24 protein-coding genes are annotated in these 23466 nt (G+C 43.7%); 12 read left to right on the plus strand and 12 right to left on the minus strand.

All coding sequences use genetic code 11. The features are described from left to right. Positions 1 to 187: 187 nt before the first annotated feature. Positions 188 to 850, minus strand: a complete 663-nt coding sequence (locus LZZ85_RS27675) for a nucleoside/nucleotide kinase family protein (RefSeq protein WP_237877283.1) — start codon at positions 848 to 850, stop codon at positions 188 to 190. Positions 851 to 1051: 201 nt separating this feature from the next. On the opposite strand from LZZ85_RS27675, the gene LZZ85_RS27680 reads away from it, so the two are divergent. The 3 genes from LZZ85_RS27680 (at position 1052) to LZZ85_RS27690 (ending at position 4340) form a co-directional block, all read left to right on the plus strand. Continuing rightward, positions 1052 to 1441 carry a DoxX family protein gene (locus tag LZZ85_RS27680; protein WP_237877284.1) on the plus strand — a complete coding sequence of 130 codons (390 nt, stop codon included), beginning with the start codon at positions 1052 to 1054 and terminating at the stop codon, positions 1439 to 1441. Between the two features lie 307 nt (positions 1442 to 1748). After that, the gene (locus LZZ85_RS27685; protein ID WP_237877287.1) at positions 1749 to 2624 is read left to right on the plus strand and encodes an alpha/beta fold hydrolase; all 876 of its coding nucleotides are present in this window, start codon (positions 1749 to 1751) and stop codon (positions 2622 to 2624) included. Between the two features lie 534 nt (positions 2625 to 3158). Continuing rightward, positions 3159 to 4340 carry an FG-GAP repeat domain-containing protein gene (locus LZZ85_RS27690; protein ID WP_237877289.1) on the plus strand — a complete coding sequence of 394 codons (1182 nt, stop codon included), beginning with the start codon at positions 3159 to 3161 and terminating at the stop codon, positions 4338 to 4340. 198 nt (positions 4341 to 4538) lie between these two features. On the opposite strand, the gene LZZ85_RS27695 is transcribed toward LZZ85_RS27690, so the two are convergent. From LZZ85_RS27695 to LZZ85_RS27710, 4 genes are all read right to left on the minus strand, one after another. Continuing rightward, a complete protein-coding gene (locus LZZ85_RS27695; protein ID WP_237877291.1) occupies positions 4539 to 4829 on the minus strand; it encodes a type II toxin-antitoxin system VapC family toxin in 291 nt (96 codons plus the stop codon). 1 nt (position 4830) lies between these two features. Then, the gene (locus LZZ85_RS27700; RefSeq protein ID WP_237877293.1) at positions 4831 to 5079 is read right to left on the minus strand and encodes a hypothetical protein; all 249 of its coding nucleotides are present in this window, start codon (positions 5077 to 5079) and stop codon (positions 4831 to 4833) included. A 249-nt stretch (positions 5080 to 5328) separates the two neighbouring features. Further along, the gene (locus LZZ85_RS27705; protein ID WP_237877295.1) at positions 5329 to 5550 is read right to left on the minus strand and encodes a LytTR family transcriptional regulator DNA-binding domain-containing protein; all 222 of its coding nucleotides are present in this window, start codon (positions 5548 to 5550) and stop codon (positions 5329 to 5331) included. A 196-nt stretch (positions 5551 to 5746) separates the two neighbouring features. Then, on the minus strand, positions 5747 to 6274 hold the full coding sequence (locus LZZ85_RS27710) for a JAB domain-containing protein (RefSeq protein ID WP_237877297.1): 528 nt from the start codon (positions 6272 to 6274) through the stop codon (positions 5747 to 5749). 302 nt (positions 6275 to 6576) lie between these two features. Here LZZ85_RS27710 and LZZ85_RS27715 point away from each other — a divergent pair, with 302 nt between their 5' ends. Further along, positions 6577 to 6807: a helix-turn-helix domain-containing protein gene (locus LZZ85_RS27715; RefSeq protein ID WP_237877298.1), complete on the plus strand. Its 231-nt coding sequence runs from the start codon at positions 6577 to 6579 to the stop codon at positions 6805 to 6807. A 266-nt stretch (positions 6808 to 7073) separates the two neighbouring features. Here LZZ85_RS27715 and LZZ85_RS27720 read toward each other — a convergent pair whose 3' ends face one another. Then, a complete protein-coding gene (locus tag LZZ85_RS27720) occupies positions 7074 to 7709 on the minus strand; it encodes an HNH endonuclease family protein (protein ID WP_237877300.1) in 636 nt (211 codons plus the stop codon). Next, positions 7699 to 9222 carry an AAA family ATPase gene (locus tag LZZ85_RS27725; protein WP_237877302.1) on the minus strand — a complete coding sequence of 508 codons (1524 nt, stop codon included), beginning with the start codon at positions 9220 to 9222 and terminating at the stop codon, positions 7699 to 7701. Before LZZ85_RS27725 ends, LZZ85_RS27720 begins: the two co-directional genes overlap by 11 nt. Before the next feature lie 501 nt (positions 9223 to 9723). Here LZZ85_RS27725 and LZZ85_RS27730 point away from each other — a divergent pair. Together LZZ85_RS27730 and LZZ85_RS27735 are read left to right on the plus strand one after the other, a co-directional pair. Next, the gene (locus tag LZZ85_RS27730; protein ID WP_237877305.1) at positions 9724 to 10155 is read left to right on the plus strand and encodes a helix-turn-helix domain-containing protein; all 432 of its coding nucleotides are present in this window, start codon (positions 9724 to 9726) and stop codon (positions 10153 to 10155) included. Between the two features lie 102 nt (positions 10156 to 10257). Further along, entirely contained in the window at positions 10258 to 10530 is a 273-nt protein-coding gene (locus tag LZZ85_RS27735) for a CPCC family cysteine-rich protein (protein WP_237877307.1), read from the plus strand. On the opposite strand, the gene LZZ85_RS27740 is transcribed toward LZZ85_RS27735, so the two are convergent. Both LZZ85_RS27740 and LZZ85_RS27745 read right to left on the minus strand, forming a co-directional pair. Next, positions 10531 to 11067 (minus strand): nucleotidyl transferase AbiEii/AbiGii toxin family protein, encoded by a 537-nt coding sequence (locus LZZ85_RS27740; protein ID WP_237877309.1) that lies wholly within the window; start codon positions 11065 to 11067, stop codon positions 10531 to 10533. Between the two features lie 113 nt (positions 11068 to 11180). Further along, positions 11181 to 11474, minus strand: a complete 294-nt coding sequence (locus LZZ85_RS27745; RefSeq protein WP_237877311.1) for a DUF6922 domain-containing protein — start codon at positions 11472 to 11474, stop codon at positions 11181 to 11183. A gap of 367 nt (positions 11475 to 11841) precedes the next feature. Between LZZ85_RS27745 and LZZ85_RS27750 the strand changes: the two genes are divergently transcribed. Continuing rightward, complete coding sequence (locus LZZ85_RS27750; RefSeq protein WP_237877312.1) at positions 11842 to 14385, plus strand: tetratricopeptide repeat protein; 2544 nt, start codon at positions 11842 to 11844, stop codon at positions 14383 to 14385. Between the two features lie 180 nt (positions 14386 to 14565). On the opposite strand, the gene LZZ85_RS27755 is transcribed toward LZZ85_RS27750, so the two are convergent. Further along, positions 14566 to 14826: a hypothetical protein gene (locus LZZ85_RS27755; protein WP_237877314.1), complete on the minus strand. Its 261-nt coding sequence runs from the start codon at positions 14824 to 14826 to the stop codon at positions 14566 to 14568. Positions 14827 to 15088: 262 nt separating this feature from the next. Beyond that, a complete protein-coding gene (locus LZZ85_RS27760; protein ID WP_237877316.1) occupies positions 15089 to 15901 on the minus strand; it encodes a hypothetical protein in 813 nt (270 codons plus the stop codon). Between the two features lie 510 nt (positions 15902 to 16411). Here LZZ85_RS27760 and LZZ85_RS27765 point away from each other — a divergent pair. Further along, on the plus strand, positions 16412 to 17980 hold the full coding sequence (locus LZZ85_RS27765; RefSeq protein WP_237877318.1) for an SGNH/GDSL hydrolase family protein: 1569 nt from the start codon (positions 16412 to 16414) through the stop codon (positions 17978 to 17980). Positions 17981 to 18092: 112 nt separating this feature from the next. Here the strand turns inward: LZZ85_RS27765 and LZZ85_RS27770 are convergent, their stop codons facing one another. Next, on the minus strand, positions 18093 to 19358 hold the full coding sequence (locus tag LZZ85_RS27770; RefSeq protein WP_237877320.1) for a hypothetical protein: 1266 nt from the start codon (positions 19356 to 19358) through the stop codon (positions 18093 to 18095). Between the two features lie 348 nt (positions 19359 to 19706). Here LZZ85_RS27770 and LZZ85_RS28550 point away from each other — a divergent pair, with 348 nt between their 5' ends. From LZZ85_RS28550 to LZZ85_RS27785, 4 genes are all read left to right on the plus strand, one after another. Further along, positions 19707 to 19832: a hypothetical protein gene (locus LZZ85_RS28550; RefSeq protein ID WP_255724376.1), complete on the plus strand. Its 126-nt coding sequence runs from the start codon at positions 19707 to 19709 to the stop codon at positions 19830 to 19832. A gap of 126 nt (positions 19833 to 19958) precedes the next feature. Next, on the plus strand, positions 19959 to 20903 hold the full coding sequence (locus tag LZZ85_RS27775) for an acetyl-CoA carboxylase carboxyltransferase subunit alpha (protein WP_237877322.1): 945 nt from the start codon (positions 19959 to 19961) through the stop codon (positions 20901 to 20903). Positions 20904 to 21043: 140 nt separating this feature from the next. After that, positions 21044 to 21925: a 4-hydroxy-tetrahydrodipicolinate synthase gene (dapA, locus tag LZZ85_RS27780; RefSeq protein ID WP_237877325.1), complete on the plus strand. Its 882-nt coding sequence runs from the start codon at positions 21044 to 21046 to the stop codon at positions 21923 to 21925. A 279-nt stretch (positions 21926 to 22204) separates the two neighbouring features. Then, positions 22205 to 23293 carry an alpha/beta hydrolase gene (locus LZZ85_RS27785; protein ID WP_237877326.1) on the plus strand — a complete coding sequence of 363 codons (1089 nt, stop codon included), beginning with the start codon at positions 22205 to 22207 and terminating at the stop codon, positions 23291 to 23293. Positions 23294 to 23466: the final 173 nt, after the last annotated feature.

Consider the following 23466-nt stretch of genomic DNA (forward strand, 5'->3'; position numbering starts at 1 on the left):
ATTGAAGATCAATGAGTTAATTAAAACTCAAATCTCCAAAAAATCAAATCGTTTCCAACATCAAATCCTCGCAAACTCAATACTGACAATACTTTCAAAGAACTAATAATAAAAACATCAAAACGGTAGTGAAACATTTAAACATTTAAACATTTAAACAACCATCCCACAACTTTTACCCTTGAACTCATTTGATCAGATCCTGAACAGTCGTGATCAACCTGTATTTCTCAAGCTCACTGTAGTCGTTATGCCATTCTAACAAGTAAATGGCAGCAAAAGAATCTGTCGCCATCATGTCGTATTCCATTTCATTTTCCAGAATGAGTTTCGCGACGTTTTGTTTCGCCAGCCTCGTCGGCATCTCCACATACTTGCCGGACGCTTCATCATAATTCCGGATGATCCCAAGATTCCAAACGCCAAAGGCATCATTATTTTTGATATCGGGGGGCAGATCATTCTCCTGTTTTTTCAGGCCTTTATAAACCGCATCCACGTCGGCCCAAAGGTAGATGACGTACGGCTCAGCTGTATCCAGATAATCTTCCCACCCTTTTCTTGTATGAACATTCGGACCAATTGCCGCGATATAAGGGCCTTTATGTCTTTTAAGGTACTGGATAAATTCTTCCTCTCCTTTGACAATAGTGTCCATTAAAGATTTTCGATTTACGGGATCAGCCGGATCATGCCTGTCCAGGTAAAGTGAGTAGATATCCTCATTATACTCCTTTGCGATCCACTTGTTGGAATCGATACAGTCGAGCTCATCACCCAATTGCATTTTTAACTCCTCCACAATGGCTGACTTACCGGTAGCCGAAAATCCTACAATAATAATATTCATTGGAACGATATTTTAACGACAGGGAATCTGAAGATAATGTTTTTAACAACCAGTCGGAAGCGGTCATCTATTTGAAATGCTGGCATTCTTCCTACCTGAATGCCGGCTTCCATCCCCATAATTCCCTGATCTGTCCTGATGAATACCGTTCTATTCCGCTCTTCTGCGTAACTTGACCATTAACCAAAATCAATTCAACCAATGCAACCCAAAACCGTCAACATTCTCTATTGGATCTTCACTATCATATTCGCAGCCCTCATGATCTTTTCATCTTACGGCAGCATCATCGTAAACCAGGATGCGAAAACCCTGATTCACGATCAACTCGGTTATCCTGTATATTTTATTCCCTTTACCGGTTGGGCCAAGTTGATCGGATCGATCATCATTCTTATTCCCGGACTAAAGACAGTAAAAGAATGGGCGTATGCCGGTCTTTTCTTTGACCTTATCGCGGTAGTTTATTCAAGTATCGCATTGTCGGGAACCGTAGATCCGATGATGGCCTTCCTGTTGATCTGGTTTGTTCCCGGGATCCTGTCGTACTACTTCTGGAAGAAGAAGATGAGATTGGCAGGAGCAATTTGAATCGGTATTCAGATCCGCCTGGCCTGCTTCCGATAGTATGAAATTAAACTGGCGTGTAGTAACGCGGCGGACGCGGCGATACGCAGTGGACGCGGCGAAAAACAGCCATTGAAATGTATTGTATTTCGCCGCGCTCGCCGCATATCGCCGCGTCCGCCGCGTTACTACACGCCAAGAATAGTTCTGTACCTGACCACAGGCCGGAGTCGCATTTCACCCTCAGAATGTCAGTTTAACACAGCGCTGTAAAGAAATACGCCTTCTATCTTTATTGAACAATCAACATCGAGAATAACCAAGGCACATTATGAAAAGACTAATTCCCGCAAATCAGTTTCCAAAGCTGCTAACAATCATCGCTGTTCTTTTATCTGCAGTATTTAACTCCAACGCTCAAAAAATAAAACCCACTGCCAGTGGTTTAATCCCCGTTAATGGAATCAAAGTTTATTACGAAACATATGGCCAGGGCAAGCCTGTTATTCTACTGCATGGTGCTTTCATGACCATCGATATGAATTGGGGCGAACTCATCCCCACTCTCTCCAAAACAAGAAAGATAATCGCCATCGAAATGCAAGGCCACGGTCACACACAATTTTCCGAAAGAAAGTTATCGCACACAACGCTTGCCAGTGATGTGGCAGGAGTAATGGACTACCTGAAAATTGACAGCGCAGACGTAGTCGGTTACAGTTTTGGCGGCGAGATCGCCTACCAGTTTGCCATACAAAACCCAAAGCGATTAAAGAAGCTCGTGATCATCTCATCCACCTATAAAAGCGACGGCTGGCAACCTGAGATCAACAATGCCTTTAAAGACATGAGCCCTGACATCTTCGATGGCAGCCCGATGAAAGCCGCATACGAAGCTGTTGCTCCCGACAAAACCAAATGGAAAAGCTTTGTACAGCAGATGCTATCAAATGCCGGTGAAACTTTCAATATGGGTGATTCCAACATTGCAAAGATCACTGCACCTGTATTGCTGATCGCTGGCGATAATGATGGTTTGAATAAGATCGAACTGGCAAAAACATACAAGCTGCTTGGCGGCGACCTGATCGGCGACTTTACAGGCATTCCCAGATCGCAACTGGCAATTATTCCGGCGCAAACGCATGTGACGCTTATGATGGCAACATCGGTGTTAGCGGGTTATCTGGATAGTTTTTTAAAGTAACACAGTCTTTATAACGTTTGGCGTATGAAGCACCGCGGACAGCGCCCGCTGACGACGCAGATCCATCCTCACGATTGCTGAAATAGCGATTGATAAATGAATATATTTCTGTTTCGGATGCGCGGATTTCGCAGGTCAGTTTCGGGTTGCACGTTCTGATCTGCGAAATCCGCGCAATCAAATCAAAACCTTGATCCTTGAAAGAATAATTTGCCATAATCATAATGATAAAATCTGCGTTATCTGCGGGCACCTTACGCCAGGCGATAACTGGGTTACATGGTAGCGGAGGGACATTAGAGAGCGGCGGAATTGTCGGGCATTTACCATAGCGGCGGTTCGCACACAGCTGGAATCATTCGACTGACAAGAAACACCTTTGCATAAATTTTTCGTAATTTGAACGTCGCGTCAACATCCGGGTGCGGCCTGGCAGATTCAACAAAGAAGAACTTCACCAAGTGCTCACCGATCTGCCCAATCCCGCAAGTTCTGTTAACTCATAAGAAAAATGTTCAAACAAAACCAACTGCTATGAAATTTTGCTTTTTAATCCTGTGCCTTTCCACTGCAATAACTCACGAAACTTTTGCTCAAAGCTCCGCTTCTCCTGCGCATCAAAAGCAAAGTAATACCACATTGGTTAACTACTTTCCAAACTTCAATCGCACCCTGTTGCTCGAAGAAAAACCCGATACAACCGCCAATGCAAGTTTTGCCGATTTCGATGGCGATGGCCATACCGATATCCTGTTAGTGAAAGGAAGACACTGGCCGATCATCGATCGTATTCTCCTCGGTGATGGATCAGGGAAAATTCGAAAAGCATATAACCTTTCGTCAGTAGCAGACCGTTCATACACCGGAGGTGTGGCCGATTTTAATGGAGATGGTTTTCCTGATATTGCGGTAAGCAATGATTATCCCGACCGCAAACTCGTTTATTTCAACGATGGCAAAGGAAACTTTACCGTCGGTGCTGAATTTGGTATCCCCAAATGGCCAACCCGAAACTTATCCATCGCTGATCTCAATTCCGATGGATCACCCGATCTGATTTTAGCAAACAGGGGTAGACCCGGACAAACCTCCAATTATATTTGCCTGAACAACGGAAAAGGGCAATTCGATAGCAATTGCATCGCGTTCGCGCCATACCCTGCTACTACCATTCTACCTGCAGACATCAACCAGGATGGATTTATTGATCTGGTTGTACCGCACCGCGATGGTGGTCAGAGTTACGTCTACCTCGGTGGTGCTGATAAGACTTATTCCGATGCCCGTCGCATAAAATTCGGTGCTGCTGATGCATCCATTCGTACAGCTGCATCGGCCGACTTCAATGGAGATGGTTTACCGGACATTGTTGCCATCGACGAATTCAAAGGCGTGAATCTCTATCTCGGACAAAAAGATCCTGGTTTTTCCGCAGGTGTTTCTTTAGAAGATTCAACGCGCACCCCTTATGCACTAACCATCGCTGATCTGAATAATGACAGGAAAATGGACATTATTATCGGTCATGTAGAAGCTCCTTCAACCATTTTTTTTAATAATGGTACAACCCGCGATTTCAAATCCATTTCTTTCGGCGATTCAAAAGGTACTGTATATGGTTTTGCCGTTGGAGATTTTGATGGAGACGGAATGCCGGATATAGTTGCTGCGCGCTCGGAGGCGCAATGTGTTTTGTATTTTGGGGGTGTTCGGTAGGGCATGATATGATCAATTGTGCGTACAAAGTTCACTTTAATGCTGTCTGTATTTTTTCACCGTTATATATTTACCATTCAGGTGATCAAAGTCAGCGTCAAGTGTTAGCAACGTTGCATCGGAGATATTCGCCGTCGATGCTATCCAAAGATCATTTTTGCCCATGGTAATGGATCTTCCTGATTTTTCAGATGACAGCTAATTTTTGGAATAGGTGTCAATTTTTGCATACACTTCCAGCAATTTCTCATCATTTGAATTGATACCCAGAACTACGAGATTCTCAAATAGATCCTCAAGCAGTTGCAGTTTTGCAAAACCCCATTCATGTTGTTTTGCGAAAGATAAAATCTCTCCCATAGTTACCACTGAAATGAAAGAAGTATTTTCTTCGCTGCTAAGGTTTTCTCCGGCTTCAATGTCTTGGTATAACGGGCTTCGCCTGACATAGTGCACCAGTATTCCTGTATCCAGCATATAGCGTTTCATATCAATCCAGACCGTTTAAAATTTCCTCGACTGTTTCATCGCCCGGCCATTTCCCGACAATCTCACCCAATCTGTTTTTATAGTTCGGATCCGTCAACACCTTTTGAATCTGTTGTTCAATAGTAAGTGGTTTGACGTCAGATTTGCCCGGAGAAATTGTTATGATAGATTGTGCCGATTGACGCAGTTGGCCTGATTCAACTTTGCCGCAGTCATGTTCGCCTATGGCAAGTCTGATTTCGTATTTCATAGCATTTATCAAATAATGTGGTCAATAAATTTTCTTTGCTTTTAGTTGCCTCGTAGATGAGAAAGCAGCACCATTCCGACAATTCAAAAGCATGCTATAAAGTTTGCAAATAATTATATCCTGCCCAAATTTTACCCCCTTCAACCTTTTTCTTTTTTTATTAGAGAATAGTTGATGTCTGAGAATTTATCAATGAATACAATCTTTCACTTGCTTTTTCATGTTTGCACTGTAAGTAGGCTTACATATTTACTGGCACATTTCCTTCGCCACTGCCATACTCTCACCAACCCAAATAAAACGTTCCTTCCGCAATTTTTCTCTGATCCTCTCCATCTTAACCTGCGGCGTATAAATATCATCCGCCGTATGCACCTGCACCCGATCTCCAATTCCTACTACACACACGACCTTTTCCAGATCCACTCTCAAAAATTTCCCGTTTGATACGATAAAGAAAAAGTTTTGCATTATTCACAAATATTGATGAATAAATTGATTTTGGTTGGCGTAGGGCCCCCTCTAAATCTCCCTCCCTTCAGGGGAGACTTCACAGTCCTCTAACTTGAGTAGTCTGGCACATCGGATATCTATGTTCTTCACTTAACGAGGTTTCTTTTATAAACGACCTTAAGTCTCCCCTGAAGGGGGAGATTTAGAGGGGGCCCTACGCCCACGCATTCACAAACGACCCATTCGCGTTTATTCGCGGCCATTCGCGCTTCATTCGCGTATCGTGATCTATTCGCGATTCGTGCATATTAGCGGCCATTCGCCCCAGATCGCCTCTGTCTAAAAAACTGTAATATTCGTGTTCTGAAATGATCAAATGATCCAGCATTCTCACATTCGCAAACCGGCTCGCCTGCATCAGTTTCTCCGTCGCAATCTTATCCGCGTGTGACGGCTTCACATTCCCACTCGGATGATTATGGATCACCACGATCGACGATGCCCGCCGCACGATCGCCCGGTGATACACATCCATCGGATCGATCAGCACCGTGCGTTGTGTTCCCAGTCCCAGCAGCTCTACGCAACGCACGCGTTGCGATGCATCCAGGTGCATCAGCCAGAAGTGTTCGCGGTCGCGGTTCAGTTTGCTGATGCGAAGGAGTATGGGTTGAAGCACGCGGTAGATATCGGAGGAGGATTGTATGTGGATTTTTTGATGGGGTTTTAAACGAATTGTCATAGTTCGGGATTTAATGATTAATTTAATGGGGAAGGGCATGGGCCTTCCATTCACAAAGGAGTTATTTGTGTTTATTTGCGGCGATTCGTGCTTTATTCGCGTTCGTGGTTTATCCGCGATTCGCGTTTATTCGCGGACATTCGTGCTAAAGTCGCGTTGAGAGAATAATATCTAATAGTTGTGGAGCATGTGGATGCTGATGTTTAACTTGGTTGAACTAAGTTAAGGAAAGAAATTAAAATCTGTAATTTAATGTAGATTTATTTTTAAGAAATAAATCCACATTACTAGTTGAAGTAAGTATGATGGATAAAAAAATAATCGAAGCAAAACTCAAAGCGTTTGGCAAACGCATGCGGGAGATAAGAAAACAGAAGAAAATGACGCTGGTGGATCTAGAAGGGGAGGTAGGTATTACAAATGGTACTTTGAGTAAGATTGAAAATGGTTTGCAGAATATTGAGTTTATTACTATTGTTAGAATCGCAGAGGGGTTGGGAGTGGATGCAAAAGAATTGTTTAAAGATGTATAAAATAGATTGCGCATATGTTATATGCGTGGATATAGAAGGATTTTTAAATACTATCTTAATGAGGTTAATTCGTTCAGTAACGATGGCAAAATCTTAGATATTTCATCTTAAAAAGTAAAGAAAGTTTGGGACATATGGATGATGATAAGAGTGTTAAGTCTGCGGTGGTATAGCTGTTTAAGTTTTTTATCTCAATCAATATAAGAATTCATTTATTTATTTGCTATTCCTTAACTAATCCAGGATTGCGCCTATTTAATACGGTGTTATTTTGCAGCATATTTATTTCTTAAAATTTGCTTTAGTAATGTTTCAACGGCCGGATCATTTTTTAACTCCTCATGCATAAACTGTTTTCCGCGTGCACGTATTTGTTTTGGCCCTTCAAGATCGAAGATGTCTCTTGACTTTTTCGATTCCGAGGTCAGGTAGTGAAGGGTGATTCCTCCTTGAGAGTAGTTTGCAATTTGATAGTGTTTATCTGGTTCATCTTTGTATGGATGAACGATTGTAAAAGTACATTGGTCATAATCCGGATTTAATACGGAGATTGTATCTATGTCTCCTTTTTTCTCAAAGCCATTACAAAGTACACACGCTAGGCATAAATTATTATTAGTGTACATAAACTGAGGATGGTAACCTTTCGGGGCAATATGCTCTATCTGAGCAGGGCTTGTTTCATATAAATATAAACCGCAGAAAGCACAAGTATCTCCCTGAAGAACATCTAATGCTCCTTTTATTTTCTTTTTCAAAGTATCTCTGCGAGTTCTTGCTCCCCAAGGCTTGCCGGATAATTTTCCAAGCCATTCATTTGAACTAAAAGGCTTCAAATCGTTAATAGTGGTTTTATCCACTGTATTAAAAAATAATGAGCCCTGAATTTGTTTAAACTTCATATTGCTTTAAGTATCCTTTAGCTTGATCTAATAAAATATTTAACGGATCTTCTGGCAGTATTTCAAATCGCTCTAGCTTATTGATGTAAGATCGAATTGCTGTAAAATCTTTTGATTTATCAGATATTAAACGTGCAAGTTTGCGCAAGTCCATTTCAAAATAATGATTGCTAACTGAAGCCACATTGAAGATATTATAGAGAATATTTTCGGGCGTCCAACCGAAAGTATCTTTTCGAAGTAATTCCGACTCAATTGTTCCACTATCTTTCGCCATAGCCAGCCTGAGGATCGAAGATTTTTCGTTTTCTAAATCTGAAACAAGAAAATGGGAATGTGAGGCAATGATGAAATGACAAGTTGTGAAATTTTCAAAAACTCGATTAAGTACATCCATAAATTGCATTTGCCAATTGGGGTGTAAGCTTATTTCGGGCTCATCAATTAAAATTAACGAGTTGTCCTCTATCTTGGAAATGATACCCAGAAAGGAAGTAAGTAAATGATATTCTCCTGAACTTGCTTGCTCAAATTTAAAATTTGTTCCTTCTTTGGTAAGATTCACCTTATCGACCGAAAAAATTTCTAACTCTCTAAGAGTTCTTAATATTTCTGAGTCGTTCGCGAAATCGTTTAATGTATTTGCTTTTTCAAAATTAAGGTGGTAGTTAATTCTTATTTTATATAAATACTTTTGCTTAAACTTATCAATATGAGTTTGTAAGAATGACACTGCCTTTTTCAATGCATTCGGATCTGATAGTATTCTTTCGTAGGTTGACAGTCTCCTTTCATCTAAACTTTTAGAACGGGTGTCCTTGATAAATTCTTGAAAATAATGCGAGAAGGAATTTTCGCTTTTTGCAATTTCAAAGATGTTATTACTATTGCCTTCTTTTAAACTAAATCTCCGTCCTGGTTTAAAAGAAATTGTAAGTCGCGGTTGCAATGATAGTTTTTCGAAAAGCATCCTAATATTAGGAAGGGTGCTTAATTTCATCGCAGAATCGCTCAAGCTGTCGACAACCTTCTTAATATGATAAGAGATATAGGCACTATTTCCCGAAGATCGAACGCCTAAATATTCATAATGAGTATTAATATATTTGCTCCTATTATTTAGGAGAGGGTATCGGTCATTTAGGCTTATCGAGGACGCAATGAATTTTTCTGGTAAGTTAATTTCACTAAGATTAGCTCTGGTTTGGTTAATAGAAAAAATCAACTCGCCAGTAGAGCAATCGACATGATGTTCTTTTCCAAAAAGAAAATATTTTAATTCGAAGTTGAAATTGAAAGGCCGTTTTAATCCAGATTGATATTTGGCTACTGCCAAGTAATTAAACACCTCAACAATAGCGCTAAGAATTTGACTTTTGCCTGTACCATTCGGTCCAATTATAAGAGTTGTATATGGTCCTTTAATCTTGTCAATCTCATCGTCTACAAACTGTAAGGATAGTTCTTTAAAATGCTGGTGCTTGAGAATCTTAAAGTAATATAATTGAAACATCTGAGAGGTTTTTAGTTAGGGTTAAATTGAATTTTAGTATTCATTTATTGCATTACATGAAGTGATCTGCTCATGCAAATAGTTATGACATTTGTTTGTTTTAATGACAATTTTGTTTATTTATATTTTGAATTGATTGTGATCGAAATAGAACTATATGTGACAAAAATTGCCACATTTACTTCTTAGTATTTACTCTTGAGAATAATACTAGCTTGTTCAAAATATATGCGCTATCAGGGATGGGATAAGGTTGTGAAGTAAAGTGAATTTAGAATTTTTTTGTATAATCCCCAATTCGGCATTTGTTTGTAGATCATTACTCGGTCTTTAGTTTCTTTATTATACGTGGGTGAATAATATCTACGCTTGTTTTCGTTTAGTTATATAATATACTATTAGACCGAGGTCTATGTATCGCATTGGCTATAAATTATTTATGCGACAGATTGTTTTCTTTCTTTTCTTTCCAACTATATTTGTTTATCCTTCAATTCACCCATGCCTGACAAAGCATACATAAACCCTCTCATCCTCAAATGGGCGCGCGAATCAGCAAAAGTTTCGCTCGAAACCGCAGCCGCAAAATTTTCCTCGGTCACTCCAGAACGGGTCGCTGAATGGGAAGAGGGAAAGGAATATCCAACCATCAACCAGGCTGGAACACTCGCGAAATTGTACAAGCGTCCATTCGCATGGTTGTTCCTGCAGGAGGTCCCGGCCGATTTTCTGCCCTTGCAGGATTTCCGCCGCAAAGATGCAAGAGCATTGGGGACGGCTTCCACCTTCATCATCCGGGAGATCCAACAGAAGCAGGCATGGATGAAAGATATACTCGAAACGGAAGAAGCTGATCCATTGCCTTTCGTCGGTCGCTTTAGTTTACAGGATGATGCATCCGTTGTAACGAACGAGATTTTTTTATATCGGTGAGACAATTAAATCTGCTTCTGTTTGTCGGGAATGAACACTAAATTTATTTGAGAGATTGTAGATGTTGATCATATACGGCTCTTTGTACTAAACCAACTCAACATGAGAGCGATTAAAATTTCTTGTTTTTGCTGTGGTTACAAAACAATAAGCGACGGTGAAACAGGACTATGGGAAATTTGCCCGGTTTGTTTTTGGGAAAATGACGTTACTGATGGAAATATCGATAAAATTAGTGGCGCTAACAAAACGTCATTGCGGGAAGCTCAGAAAAACTTTCAGGAATTTGGCGCATGCGAAAAAGCGATGATAAAAAATGTACGAAGTCCGAAACCTTGTGAGGAGCGAGACACTGATTGGGAGCCTTTTGATTGATTACTCCAATGCATATCTTTTCACCCACTGAAAAAAATCATACTTTATCAACTCCCAATGCTTTCCCTGCAAACATACCGGCGTCGGATCATCATCCGCCACCTCAAACCGGTTTAATCCTTCAACAATCTCATCTCTCGAATACCCATACGGATACCGCTCCACATAAAACGCCAGCATCTCACCAATTGTAAAATGATCATGCGCCGCATGCAGATCCCAAAAATCTTTTTGCCGCCCTCCGCGCCCCATGATATCTAATTTCATCGCAATGATATCCGCAACGTCCGCCATCCTGATCTCATCCTTCACTAAAGCGGGCCGTATAAAAGGATCGGTATAATAAAGATCCAGTTTCAGTAAATCCTCTTTTTGATGACCGACATAATACGATAATCCCATTCCCATATTTCCCGGGTTCGAAGTATCAACGTATGCGAACTTTCCGCGCAACCAGTTATCAATATTGTTCAGGTCAACTGTTCCATATTCCGCATCAGTAAACAGATCAATATCTACCGACATGCGATGCCCCATTGGAGGCTCAGATTTGTACCACCAACCAAACGAAAGGATTCAAACACCTCCGCCCTCATCATTTCCATCAACGTCTCACGCAGCAATGGCGTAACAGTATTCCAGTACATAGATCATTTCTTCGTTAATGTCAATTCAACAGCCTTTACTTTTTTCAGACCATAAAATCGGGTGATCTCATCAATCTCGTCCTGATTTCCTCTTTCTAAGACCCTGCGTATAACAGACCTGAACTGCCTTTCCCAGTCTATCGCCCGCAGATTCGTATCCCAGAAAAGAGCTGCGCGGATCCTGGTCAGATCCGGGGTCTCCTGCGATTGTTTTTCTTTTTCTTTTTTGATATCATAGTACACCTGCAGGATCATAAAGTATCCTTCTTCCAGCCCCAGCGCCTGTTCCAACTTCAATGCAAGGGGTTCTCGCGTATGGTAGAATGGGTTCTCGCGTATAGTAAGCGCAGTTGTCGCGTATCAGCATTCCGAAAAGGCCTTTGCAGTCTCGGTTTTTCCAATAGCCTTTGGAAATGATCGGCGTAGAAGGATCGTTTCCTGATAAGTCGAAATAGACCTCGTATTGTTTATTAAGTATCGCAAAGAGCGCGAAGAGCCGCTAAGGACGCAAAGTAAACCTTAGCGTCCTTAGCGTTCCTTCGCGCTCTTTGCGATACTCCTTCGCCTCCCTCCCTTGACCGTTATGAGGTGTTCATAAGACTATTTGGAACATCGATCCCTCCTTGCATACCTTCAGTAGCTACCACCACCAAAACTACAGCTTATGAAGATGCTTGCCACTGCACTCTTTCTGTCATGCTTCTCACCCATCGTCTTACTTGCCCAGGAAAATAAATTTGAAGGTCTTTGGGAAGGAGAATCCAAACGCGGGGAAGATCGCTTCGCCATAAAAATGAACGTCGCATTCACCGGTAAAACCAAATGGACCGATACAGATGTACTCACGTTTGCCGGCACCACCGATATTGTGGCACACATAAAAGATAATACTCCCTACATCACTCCCGGCGATCGCCTCTTTGGAAAAATTGCCAAAGGCATTAAGGGCAAACCCAAAGCAGAACTGTTCTTCCACATGTCACAACTGTTGAAGGACACCGCTACCAACTCCTTATTTTACACCGAAGCTGTATATCTCGACGGCGATGAAAAAGCCTGGTGCCTCAAACAGTTCCTTATGACCTATTCGAAAACAGCAGATGGTGAGTTTCTGACAGGAGTAAGTAATGATTGCGGTAAACTTGAAATAAAGTTGAAACGAACTGAAACGGTTGTAAGCAGTTCTGAAAAAGCAAAAGTGATCAAAGTGCGGGATAATCTGGCTGCGGGTGTAAAGATTACAGACATAAAATTCGTAGGAGCAGATGGTAGCAGGGAGATCCGTTCCAACCAGACGGGAACTTTTTCTTATCGTGTTATCAATAATTCCAGTTATGCGCTAAAAGGGATCTTTTGCGGTATAAACATTTACGGAGAGTTCGCTCCGCTGATCAAATTTGTTCACCAGGGTCAGGAATACCAGGGAGGGATAGCTGAATCATTCGACATTCCGAAAGGAGGTTCGGTTGAAGTCTCCCGGCAAACGAGGACTTCCCTTGAAGTTCCCCCGGATTCTGTTGTTTTTGTTTCCGACCTCGGCCGGATTGGTGCAATAGTTTGGCACGCCAGCACTTCCATTCGTTCGCAAAGCATGTTTGCCAATGTAAACTTCACAATACCTGATAAAACAGACCCACGCACGGTCGCACTCGATCTTTTATTCGGCACACCAACTTTTGATGAACCGCGGGGCCGCCAGAAGTTAGACCAGCTTGCAAAAAGCGGAGATAAGAAAGCGATCATGTGGCAATCATTCTTCACTTATGCAGGTCTGTACAGCTATCCGAAAAATGAAGAGCTCGCTATGCACCGGGCAAGAAAAGCTGAGGTATTCAATGTCTTGCTTCCCCTTGCAAAGACGGGTGACCTCGAGGCGATGTACCTGATTGCCTATGCTTATTCAATGAAGCTGAACCCGGGGCAACAGCAGATCAATGCTGATTATTTTTTAAAGACGGCGGCGACCAATCATTATAAACCGGCAGCTTATGATTTTGCATTGAGAGCTGCCGCGGGAAAAGATACTGCCTCGTCAAGAACCTTACTTGGCGATCTCTACCGCCAGGGGTTTAAACGTGCCGGTTTCAGCCTGGCAATGCTGAATGAACGTTCGATCACCCAAACAGGCATGGCAGATTCTGCTGTTGCGATGTACAAAAGCCTTTCAGCAACCGGTAATGTCGATGCGATGATTCAACTGGCTGAACTCACCTATGCAGGTAAAGCTGTGCGCCAGAATAAAACCGAAGGTCTTGCAATGGCAAAAAAGGCAGCGGGGTTGAAGAATACTACCGCCATGGTTTCTTACGCCAATCTGCTGATGAAGGAAGACGTAAATGACCTGCGAAGAAAAGAAGCTATTCAACTGCTGACGCAGGCCGGAGATTATGGCGATAGGGAAGCGATGTTTGTACTTGGACTTCTTCACTACAACGCAGCACCCGCTGATAAGAAAACAGCTGCCACCTGGATTGAACGTGCGGCCATCCAGGGACATCCACAGGCGATGCACCTTGCAGGTAATTTTTATGGCGCAGGCGAGGGGGTAGAAAAGAATTCAACCAAATCCAGGTACTGGCTCAACCAGGCAAAGAGCCATGGAGTGGGCAAGGGTTCCAAAGGAGGCGAAGCCGTCAGGGAGAGTCCATTTCTCATTCTGCTGCAGGGGGCATTGAACTATGAGCCGAGCACTTATGAGATCGTCCGTAATCAATACGGCAATGTTGTGAGTGAAGGATATATCGACAATCAGCCAATGAATTATATGCTTGGAGGCCTTGGCGAATTATTCAGACACTCCCAGAGCCAGAAACAGGAGATCATCAATGATATTCAGGAAATCAAGAATGATAGTGTATCACAGGTGTTAGGTGGTATTATTATGTCGGGAGTTAAAATACCTGATATATTGGCCGGTCAGATGATCAATGTATCTGCTGGTGGTTCAATCGGCCTGGGAACGATTGCTGGAATCGTTAACACCTATGGAACGAATGATCAACTGTTGCGCAGCTTTTCGTTTGACCCGCAACTAAATCATGGTGCTGTGATCATGCAGTTCAATGACAGTCCCTTTCAGATGGTTGGCCCAGGATTTACCGGATGGAAAGCACCTGCCGCAGGCACGCTGCTGATCGGGGTAAATGATCGCCAGTATCAGAACAATACCGGCTATTTCGATCTGAGGATCGAGATCTTTAAGAATTAAGCAATTCAATGGTCAGACATGCCGTTCATCTATGGCATGCCTGACCATTGAAAAATCAGTTTTCTTCAACAACAATTTCATCGGCCATACCCTGTATGCCGGTTTCCACATTAAACAGAGAGTAAAAAGTTTGCATTTTTTCGTCACCCTCTACGCCAATAACAGTATTGTCAGTGTAATTCAGGAAGATCCTTTGCTGAGCAAGGCATCGATCGAAATGTCTTCCAGGTAACTCATTAAATGATCCGTCTTGTAGATAGCCCGGTATTCCTGTATCTCCTTTGTTTCCATGCTGCAGTAAGTCTCCACATAATATTCCCCAAGCTGGAACAAAAATACCATTTGCCGCTCCGTTTGTCTTTTCGCCACCGCTACGCCCTGCTCAAGGACCAGACACCGTTTTTCCGGCTCACTTAACCTGATAAATTCTGATAGTTTCATAGATGCGTTTTAATAATCGTTAATTAAAAGATGCAAATACTACTCGTCAGCGCGGTTATCCCACCACTGACATCATCAATAAATTAGAGGCTGAGGCTATTATCAAGAACTATAAAAAACGGCCCTGAACGGGCCTGAGGCAATTTTAAGGTAGTAAAGATATATGGAAATCCCAAATTTAGAGCCTAATAATTTCATACACAACAGTTGTTCGTAGTCGTTGTTCGTAGTCTCCGGACTACAAACCAGACTACGAACAGCCTTATTTATACGCCGCCAACTCCCCCTTGAACTTCTCCAATTCACCTTTCGTGATCCCATCACCATCCGTCACCATCCACACTATTTCCTGTATCCGGCTGTAGATCTTCATCCATTCTGGTTGCACATAATCTTCATTGAACTGCAGGTGCGGGTTATAATGTTTGGTCAATTTAAGTTTTGGATACTGGTCAAGTAACTCGGCCAACTGCAGCAATCCCTTGTGTGTGGTAATGCCCGCAGGCTTATACATTCCTTTACCGATAGGATAATTTTTGATGTCTCCAGGTCCCTGGATATTCTCTTCCCATGGAAGCCCGAAGCCTTCGTTCAGACAAACCATACCAAGGTTTAGCGTGATGGTATCGCGTGTACCGCCGGGGCCGATCCCTGTTGGCGGAACATTAATCCTGACCCGGCCCATCAACATGCCATTCTGGATACGGCTTGGGGCCACGCAGAGCATCACCAGCCCCGGAGGAAAAGTTATTTGTGTAGGTGCATCGACTTTCAAACTATCTCTGTTGACTTCTATGTGAACATCCGCATAGAAGGTATTTACATTTCCATGCAGCTTCTTGATATCCGGATCAAACGGCTTATTAGGCCTCTCCACAAATCTCAATCCTGCCGGAAGTTTGAATGGTGTTGTGGATGGCTTTCCATCATTTTCCCCAATCCCCGGCTCTGATTTCGCACTGGGAATGGCGATTGCCAACAGGTCCATATTCTTCTTGATCAGGTCCTGGGTGGATTGGGCTTTTGCAGACATCCATCCAATAAGAAATATCAACATACAAGTTGCGCGGTGCATTATCCTACTGTTTTTTACAAAACTGTACTTCCTGATTGTTTCCGCAGCTTCCTTTCCGATCAACTGCCATATACGCCGATAAAATGATAAGAACGTCAATCCTGGACGGCCTTTTACCATTCCCGTCAAAAAGAATTTTCCATGTTGTGCCATAGCCCACGATTTCAATCCAATCTCGTTTAGTTAGCAGCCCCGAAGGAACGCGGCGGACGCGGCGATACGCGGAGAGCGCGGCGAAAATACAAGATGTTCCATGGCTGTTTTCGCTGCGTCCGCTGCGTATCGCCGCGTCCGCCGCGTTCCTTAGACTAAGCTAAACGACATTGGATTTCAATCGTGGGCTAACGCCGCATCCCAATCAAACGACCGGCAAAAGAATGTAACAATTGTCTTTAACTGAACAGACCTCTACCTAATTCCCGGTATTTTCTCGCCCTCTTTTTCATAATATGTTGGTATAGCTTCGCGAGGGTCTAACAGATAGTTTTATCCCCTCAAACAAACCATAACATGAAACATTTTATCCCCGTTCTGTCGCTCGCAACCTTATCAGTGCTGAGCACTGCTGTTTCAGCACAAACCCCCTTTACAAGTTTCAAACAACCATTTGCTCCCGGTCAGCGTGAAGCCTCCGTTTCCGTTGAGCTGAACGGCATCAATATAAACAATGCAAAGATCAGCGTGGTCTATGGCACCGATTCTATCGAAGTCGTAAATGCGTTCATCCTGAATAAAAAGAATCCAGCTAAATTCTTCGAAACCCCTGCTGATAAAAAAACAGCATCAGGTTCGAAAGCAGTGGCTACTGTTATCTTCCCTCACGGAAATAAAGCAGCCAACTCACGCGGAAAAGTTTTCTCACCTGGAACAAAAGTTTTCTATGCATGGGCAAGAACCCACACACCAGCAGGAGCATCCGGCGAAATGACGCTCAACAGCGAAGTGAAAAGTTTCGTAGTACCACGACTGCTCACCATCGCTTATCTGGGTGATTCTTATGCAGCAGGGGAGGGCGCTAAAGGCGATGCATGGATGAATGAAAAAGCACACCGTTCTTATCATAGCGGTGGTGAACTCGCTATCAAAAAACTAAAGAGCGACCGTAAAGATCTCGAGATCGATTATATCAACGTGACCAGCAGCGGCGCAACCGTCAAAGATTTCTTCCTCCAGGATCAATTGGTGGAACCCGGAAAACCTGCCATTAAAAACGAAAAGCAATTAGAACAGGTCGAAAACTGGTTGAAGCGTAAGAACTATGATGGTCTTGATATCATGCTTGCTGATGGCGGCGGTAATGATGTTGGTTTTGCCATGGTTGTTACTGACGGTCTCTTCTCTTTTTTCCGTGATGTAAAAGATAATGCAGAATTGAAAAACACTGTAAGACGTCAGTTGGATCAGCTTCCTGAAACGTTCGATCTGTTCATGGATGCTGTGGAATCTACCGTAAACCTTGGAAGGGTTGTTTGGTTCAACTATCCGAATGCCATGACAGGTAATCCGCTTCCCAATGGCGGTTATGATGCAAACTTTTGTAAAGATGATCTGGCACGTGTGGCAAACCTTACCGATTGCTGGACCATGTTCGAAAACCAGATCTCGCAAACAGACTGGAAGTTTGTGCATGATGAGATCTTCGCAAAGCTCAATCAAAAAATTGCCGAGGCTGCACAACGCCACAACTGGGCACTGGTTGATATCGCATCAAAAAGCATCCGCAAGGGCATCTGTAACTGTGAAGGTTATTTCAATACATTGAGACAATCTGTACTTTCCCAGGGCGACTTCAACGGAACTGCTCACCCCAATGCAACGGGTTTCCGCGAGATCTACCGCGATGCCCTGGCAAACCAGCTGGATGCGTCTATCGACCTGTTCCATAAAGACTTTAAAGAAGACCTGAAAGAGCGTGCAATCGAAGCAGCAAAGAAAAAGGCAAAAGCAGCGGCGGCTTTGAAGGCGAAGATTGCAAAGATGACAGAGATCCAGCAGGATCAGTCTAAGTTCAACACCGAACTTAAAAAACTCAAGCCTGTTGATACTAAGATCATCGAAGCGGCGAAGCCGAAGAAATAGAAAGTAAAAAGTAAAAATTCAAAAGTAAAAAGTAAAGAATAGCTCGTGAGAGGTGGAGAACTTCCTTTTTCCGGGAACTATTTTTTACTTTTTACTTTTGAATTTTGACTTCTCAGTTGATGATCCACCAGTTGACTGTCGAATTATCTGAAGTATTGGTTGTTCCGGAAGATGTCAGTGACCGGATCACGAACGATGTTGCATTCACAATGCTTCCGGTTGGTGCGGCAAGCCCGCTGCCCAATGTTCCGGAAGGGGAATTATAGTTCACGATGATGATACTGGATGAACTGACAGCCGTAGTGTTTACGGTAATGGTTCCAGAACTTAAAGTGGCGGTCCCGATGCTGGCATTGCTGCCGGTAGCTACTTTAAGTTTATTTCCCGGCGTCAGAAGAGCCACATTCCCATTGACTGAAAGCATTTCCGGAGGAGTCGGAATATTATATCCGATACCTATCTTTCCATCCGGAGCTTTAATGCGTAAAGTATAGTCATTGTTAACTCCAATGTTCAGGTCCATATAAGGTCTTGTGGTCTGTATCAGAAAAGGAGAAAATTTTAAAAACGCGCCGTCTCCGTTCGAAGATGAAACGGCGAAGCGATCTGTTACAGCGACATAACCGGTGTTGCCGCCGGTATATAATAGAATATCCTTATCGTTTTTAGTGGTGATATGTAAGCCATTTAGTTCACCAACAAGCGTTGCATTATTGTTTGGATTGACCGCCATTCGCACGAAATTTGCAAAAAAATCACCTCCATAAAAGTACCCGCAATAACTGTTTTGTGTTTGCGGAGCAATAGCATAAACCGCAACATTATTCACCCCGCTGTCCACTATCGCAGTGATAGCACGGTTAGTGTTGTTGATACCGGTTTTGGTACTGCTAAAATATCCGGCAGTCGTTACCTGGTTCCAGTTGTCATTCGCACCCCGCAACTCCACGTTCAACAACCGCTGTGTATTATTTGCTGCGCCGGTAGTATTAGCGGTAAGTGATAATCCTTTTGCGGCACCAAGATTATCCCATTTCCATTCCTGGGTATAACCCTGGTTATTGATCGTATTGTTGGCTGCTGCACTTAGAATAGACGATAGCGGTGTCCCTGTACTGCCCGCCCGAAGCGTTAAAGTATCGCCTCCGATCACATAAGACGTATCAGAGATCTTCTGCAATGCTTTCCGGAATTCTGTTCTGCCATTGCCTTTGTTATAAAGAAACCCTTTCACGGCTTTCGTACTGTTTTCCAGTATCAGTTCCGCAGTGCATGAATCGTTCGTGATCTTCACACTGTCTGCTTTGATCTTGTATACGTACTGGGCGGAACTGTTAAAAAAGCAAAATAACCCAAAAAGGGAAAGGAGGTAGCGCATGGTGTGGTTCGGTTTGATTCCATCAAAAAATATCAAATATTTCCTTTTGTCTCATGCCTGATAAAAGGAAAATTTTAAATTAAGTGTTTCTTTATCTGTTCATTAATGGTTTATTTGTATGCAGGATGATCAGGTTTTACCTGTCGAAGACATGCCGTGTTCAATTCATTGAGTGGGGACCGCGCGATACATACTCCACTGCTTATCTTCTGTTAACCCGGTACAGGACCATACATACAGAGATTTGACAGATAGCTGATACATGTATGTTCCCTGGCAATAGCTGGTTGTATCACGGAAATATAAGTGTTGGCACAGCACTTGTTTTACTTGTGCTAAAATAACCTTATGAACAAAAAGATCCTACTCACCGCACTCGTCCTCGGCACAGCCGTTACCTATTGCATTATCAAACTCGCTTATCCTCAAACTCCGCCCAAGATGAAAGCTGTCCCTGACAACTCACTGAATTAATGAATGTTACATCGAGTCAAGTGCGATTCGCGCTCATTCGCGGCCATTCGTGCATCATTCGCGTATTTCCCTTAATTTAGCCGCTCATTTTACATAACTATGCCATCTAACGCCAATAGACAGTTTTTGGACTTTGAGAAACCGGTGAAGGATCTGATTGACGAGATTGAGAACACGAAGAATCGCCAGGAAAAGACCAATATCGACATGAGCGATATGATCCAGCGCCTGGAACAAAATATCATCGAGAAAAGGAAAGACATCACTAAGGATCTCACCAGCTGGCAACGTGTTCAGCTGAGCCGTCACCCGGATAGGCCTTATACATTGAAATACATCACCAAGATGACGGAGAACTTCGTTGAGCTTTTTGGTGATCGCAATGTGAAGGACGATAAAGCCATGGTGGGCGGTTTCGCCTCACTGAATGGTGAAACGGTGATGATGATCGGACAGCAGAAAGGGATCAACACCAAAATGCGACAGCTCCGGAATTTCGGTATGGCCAATCCGGAAGGTTACCGCAAAGCCCTCCGCCTGATGCGGCTTGCGGAAAAATTCAACAAACCAATCATCACATTGATCGATACTCCCGGCGCATTCCCAGGTCTTGAAGCCGAAGAGAGAGGGCAGGGGGAAGCTATTGCCCGTAATATCTACGAAATGATCCGCCTCAAAGTTCCCGTGATCTGCGTTATCATCGGTGAAGGCGCCAGCGGCGGAGCCATGGGCATTGGCGTGGGCGATAAAGTATTCATGATGGAAAATACATGGTACACCGTTATCAGCCCTGAAAGCTGCTCATCCATCCTCTGGAGATCCTGGGATAAAAAGGAGATCGCTGCGGAGCAACTCCGTCTGACAGCTGATAAGATGCTGGGTTTCGGCCTTATCGACGGCATCATCCCCGAGCCCGTTGGTGGAGCTCACTGGGATTATGATGAAGCCGCTCAGAAGCTGAAAGACTTCCTCATCCCTGTACTCCAGGAACAAAAACAGAAGACTGCCGAACAACGCGTCAGCGAACGCATCGAAAAGTTTGGCAAAATGGGCTTCTGGGACGAAGTATAATTAAAATTCAAAAGTAAAAATTACCCTGCTTTCAACTTGAGTTAGAACTTTAGTGATAAGCGGGGTTAGTTTCACTTTTTACTTATAACTTTCATGCGCTGATATTTTTAAATTTTCACTTTTAAATTTTTAATTCGAAAATGTCTCTCCAAACCAAATTCACCGGTACCGGTATCGCCATTGTAACCCCATTTCTCGCTGACGGATCTATTGATTGGGACAGCTATAAAAAGCTGATCGAATTCTGGATCGTTAGTAAGGTGGAGTACCTGGTAGTATTGGGAACGACTGGTGAAAGTGCTACGGTACATGGCGAAGAGAAACAACAGGTGTTCAGCTTTGTGTCGCAAACCGTGAATGGCCGCCTGCCGCTGGTAGCGGGCATTGGTGGTTATGATACAAAAGAAGTGATCGGGGGTTTCGCAAAATTTGACCTCACCGGTTATGATGCGATCCTTTCTGTAGCACCTTACTATAACAAGCCGAACCAGGAGGGTTTATTTCAGCATTATAAACTGCTGAATGAGAAAACACCGCTTCCTCTCATGATGTATAACGTTCCTGGTCGTACCGGCCAGAACATGACTGCGGCAACACAGCTGCGCATTGCCCGCGAATGCAAGAATATATTCGCTACAAAAGAAGCAAGCGGCAATCTTGACCAGATCATGCAGATCATCAAGTATAAACCAACCGACTTCATGGTGATCAGCGGCGATGATGGCCTGACCTTACCGATGCTTGCGCTCGGTGCAGACGGTGTGACTTCCGTAGTGGCAAATGCCTACCCGAAAGATTTTGCGGAAATGGTGCGGCTTTGCCTCGCCGGTAATTTCGCAGACGCCCGTGAGCTGCATTACAAATACGTAGACATCATTAACTCCATGTTTGCCGAAGGCAGCCCAAGCGGGGTGAAGGCGTACCTTTCAGAAATGGGACTTTGTGCAAATACATTCCGCCAGCCGGTATGGCCGGTGAGCGCGGCGCTTCATGCAACGATCAAAGATCTGATGAAGTTGTAACCGGTATTTGGTATTAATAAATTGAAACGTCCCTGGCTGCAGGGACGTTTTTTGTTACCGGCCCGGCGTAGCAGGAACGCGGCGACGCAACGGTACACTGCGGGCGCGGCGAAAACAGCCGGAAGAAAATATTGATTTCGTCGCGCGCCGCGTTCGCTTTACGCCAGGATAATACATGATGATTAACTAAGGCCGGAACGTGCTATTAGCGACATTCTTTCGTAGCTTCGGAACACGATGAAACTGCTGCCATTCATACTTTTAATCTCTGCAACCGCTATGGCCCAACACCCCATACGATTAGAAATTATAAAACTCCCGGAATACCACGCTTCCGGCAGCGAGATCTTCGCCGCCGGCTCTTTCAACGGCTGGAACCCCGCCGATACGAACTTCCGCTTCAAAAGATCCAAAGCAGGCGTTTATTCCCTTGATCTCAATCTTCCTGATACCAGCTACGAATTCAAACTCACCCGCGGTGACTGGGATAAAGTAGAATGCCTCAACGGTGGCACTGGTATGAATAACCGATCCCTGAATACCAACAAACACAAGAACCTCGAATTATCCGTGGAACAATGGGCTGATCGCTTTCCAGCGCAACCCAGAGCCAGTACAGCCTCTCCACAGGTGCAGGTCATCGATACGGCCTTTCTCATCCCGCAATTAAAACGTACAAGAAGGATCTGGATCTATCTTCCCGCCGGTTATGCCGCGGGAAAGAAAAAATATCCCGTCATCTACATGCACGACGGACAAAACGTATTTGATGACGCAACGTCCTACTCAGGCGAATGGGGCGTGGACGAATTCATGGATTCAACCAAACTTCCACCATCGATCATCGTTGCCATCGATCACGGAAGCAATAAAAGACTGAACGAATACAACCCTTACAACAATAAGAAATTCGGGAGGGGAGAAGGCAATGCATATGTCGACTTCCTTGTCAAAACGCTCAAACCATATATAGATAAAAATTACCGCACCTTAACCGACCAGCAAAATACATCCATAGCGGGCAGTTCAATGGGCGGGTTGATCTCTCTATACGCCTGCCTGAAATACCCGGCAACATTCGGCCACGCCGGCGTATTCTCCCCAGCATTCTGGATCACCGACAAAAAGATCTTCGCCGATATCAAAAAGAAGAGTAAAGCCTCCACTACCAAATTCTATCTGTATGGCGGCAAACTGGAAGGGGAGACAATGGTGCCAGACATGATTCAGGCCGCCGGCCTCTTAAGAGTAGGTCACAAAGGCAATGTTGAAATGAAAGCAGATCCCGAAGGAAAACATAACGAAGCAACCTGGAGAAAGGAATTTCCACTGTTCTACGAATGGATGGTCGGGGAGACGGCAAGATAAAATGCCGGCGTAGGGTTCCCGCAGATGAACGCCTTGATCTGCGGTCATTCCATCTAACAAAAACTTATCTGCCTTGCGTAAGGCCCTTTCTAAATCTCCCCTTCGGGCTGCCGTGTACCCACATTTTTCCTTTTATATGACCGAATAATTTCTTGATAGCTTGATGTCGTAGG

The sequence above is a fragment of the Terrimonas ginsenosidimutans genome (assembly GCF_022012415.1).
GTDB lineage: Bacteria > Bacteroidota > Bacteroidia > Chitinophagales > Chitinophagaceae > Terrimonas_A > Terrimonas_A ginsenosidimutans.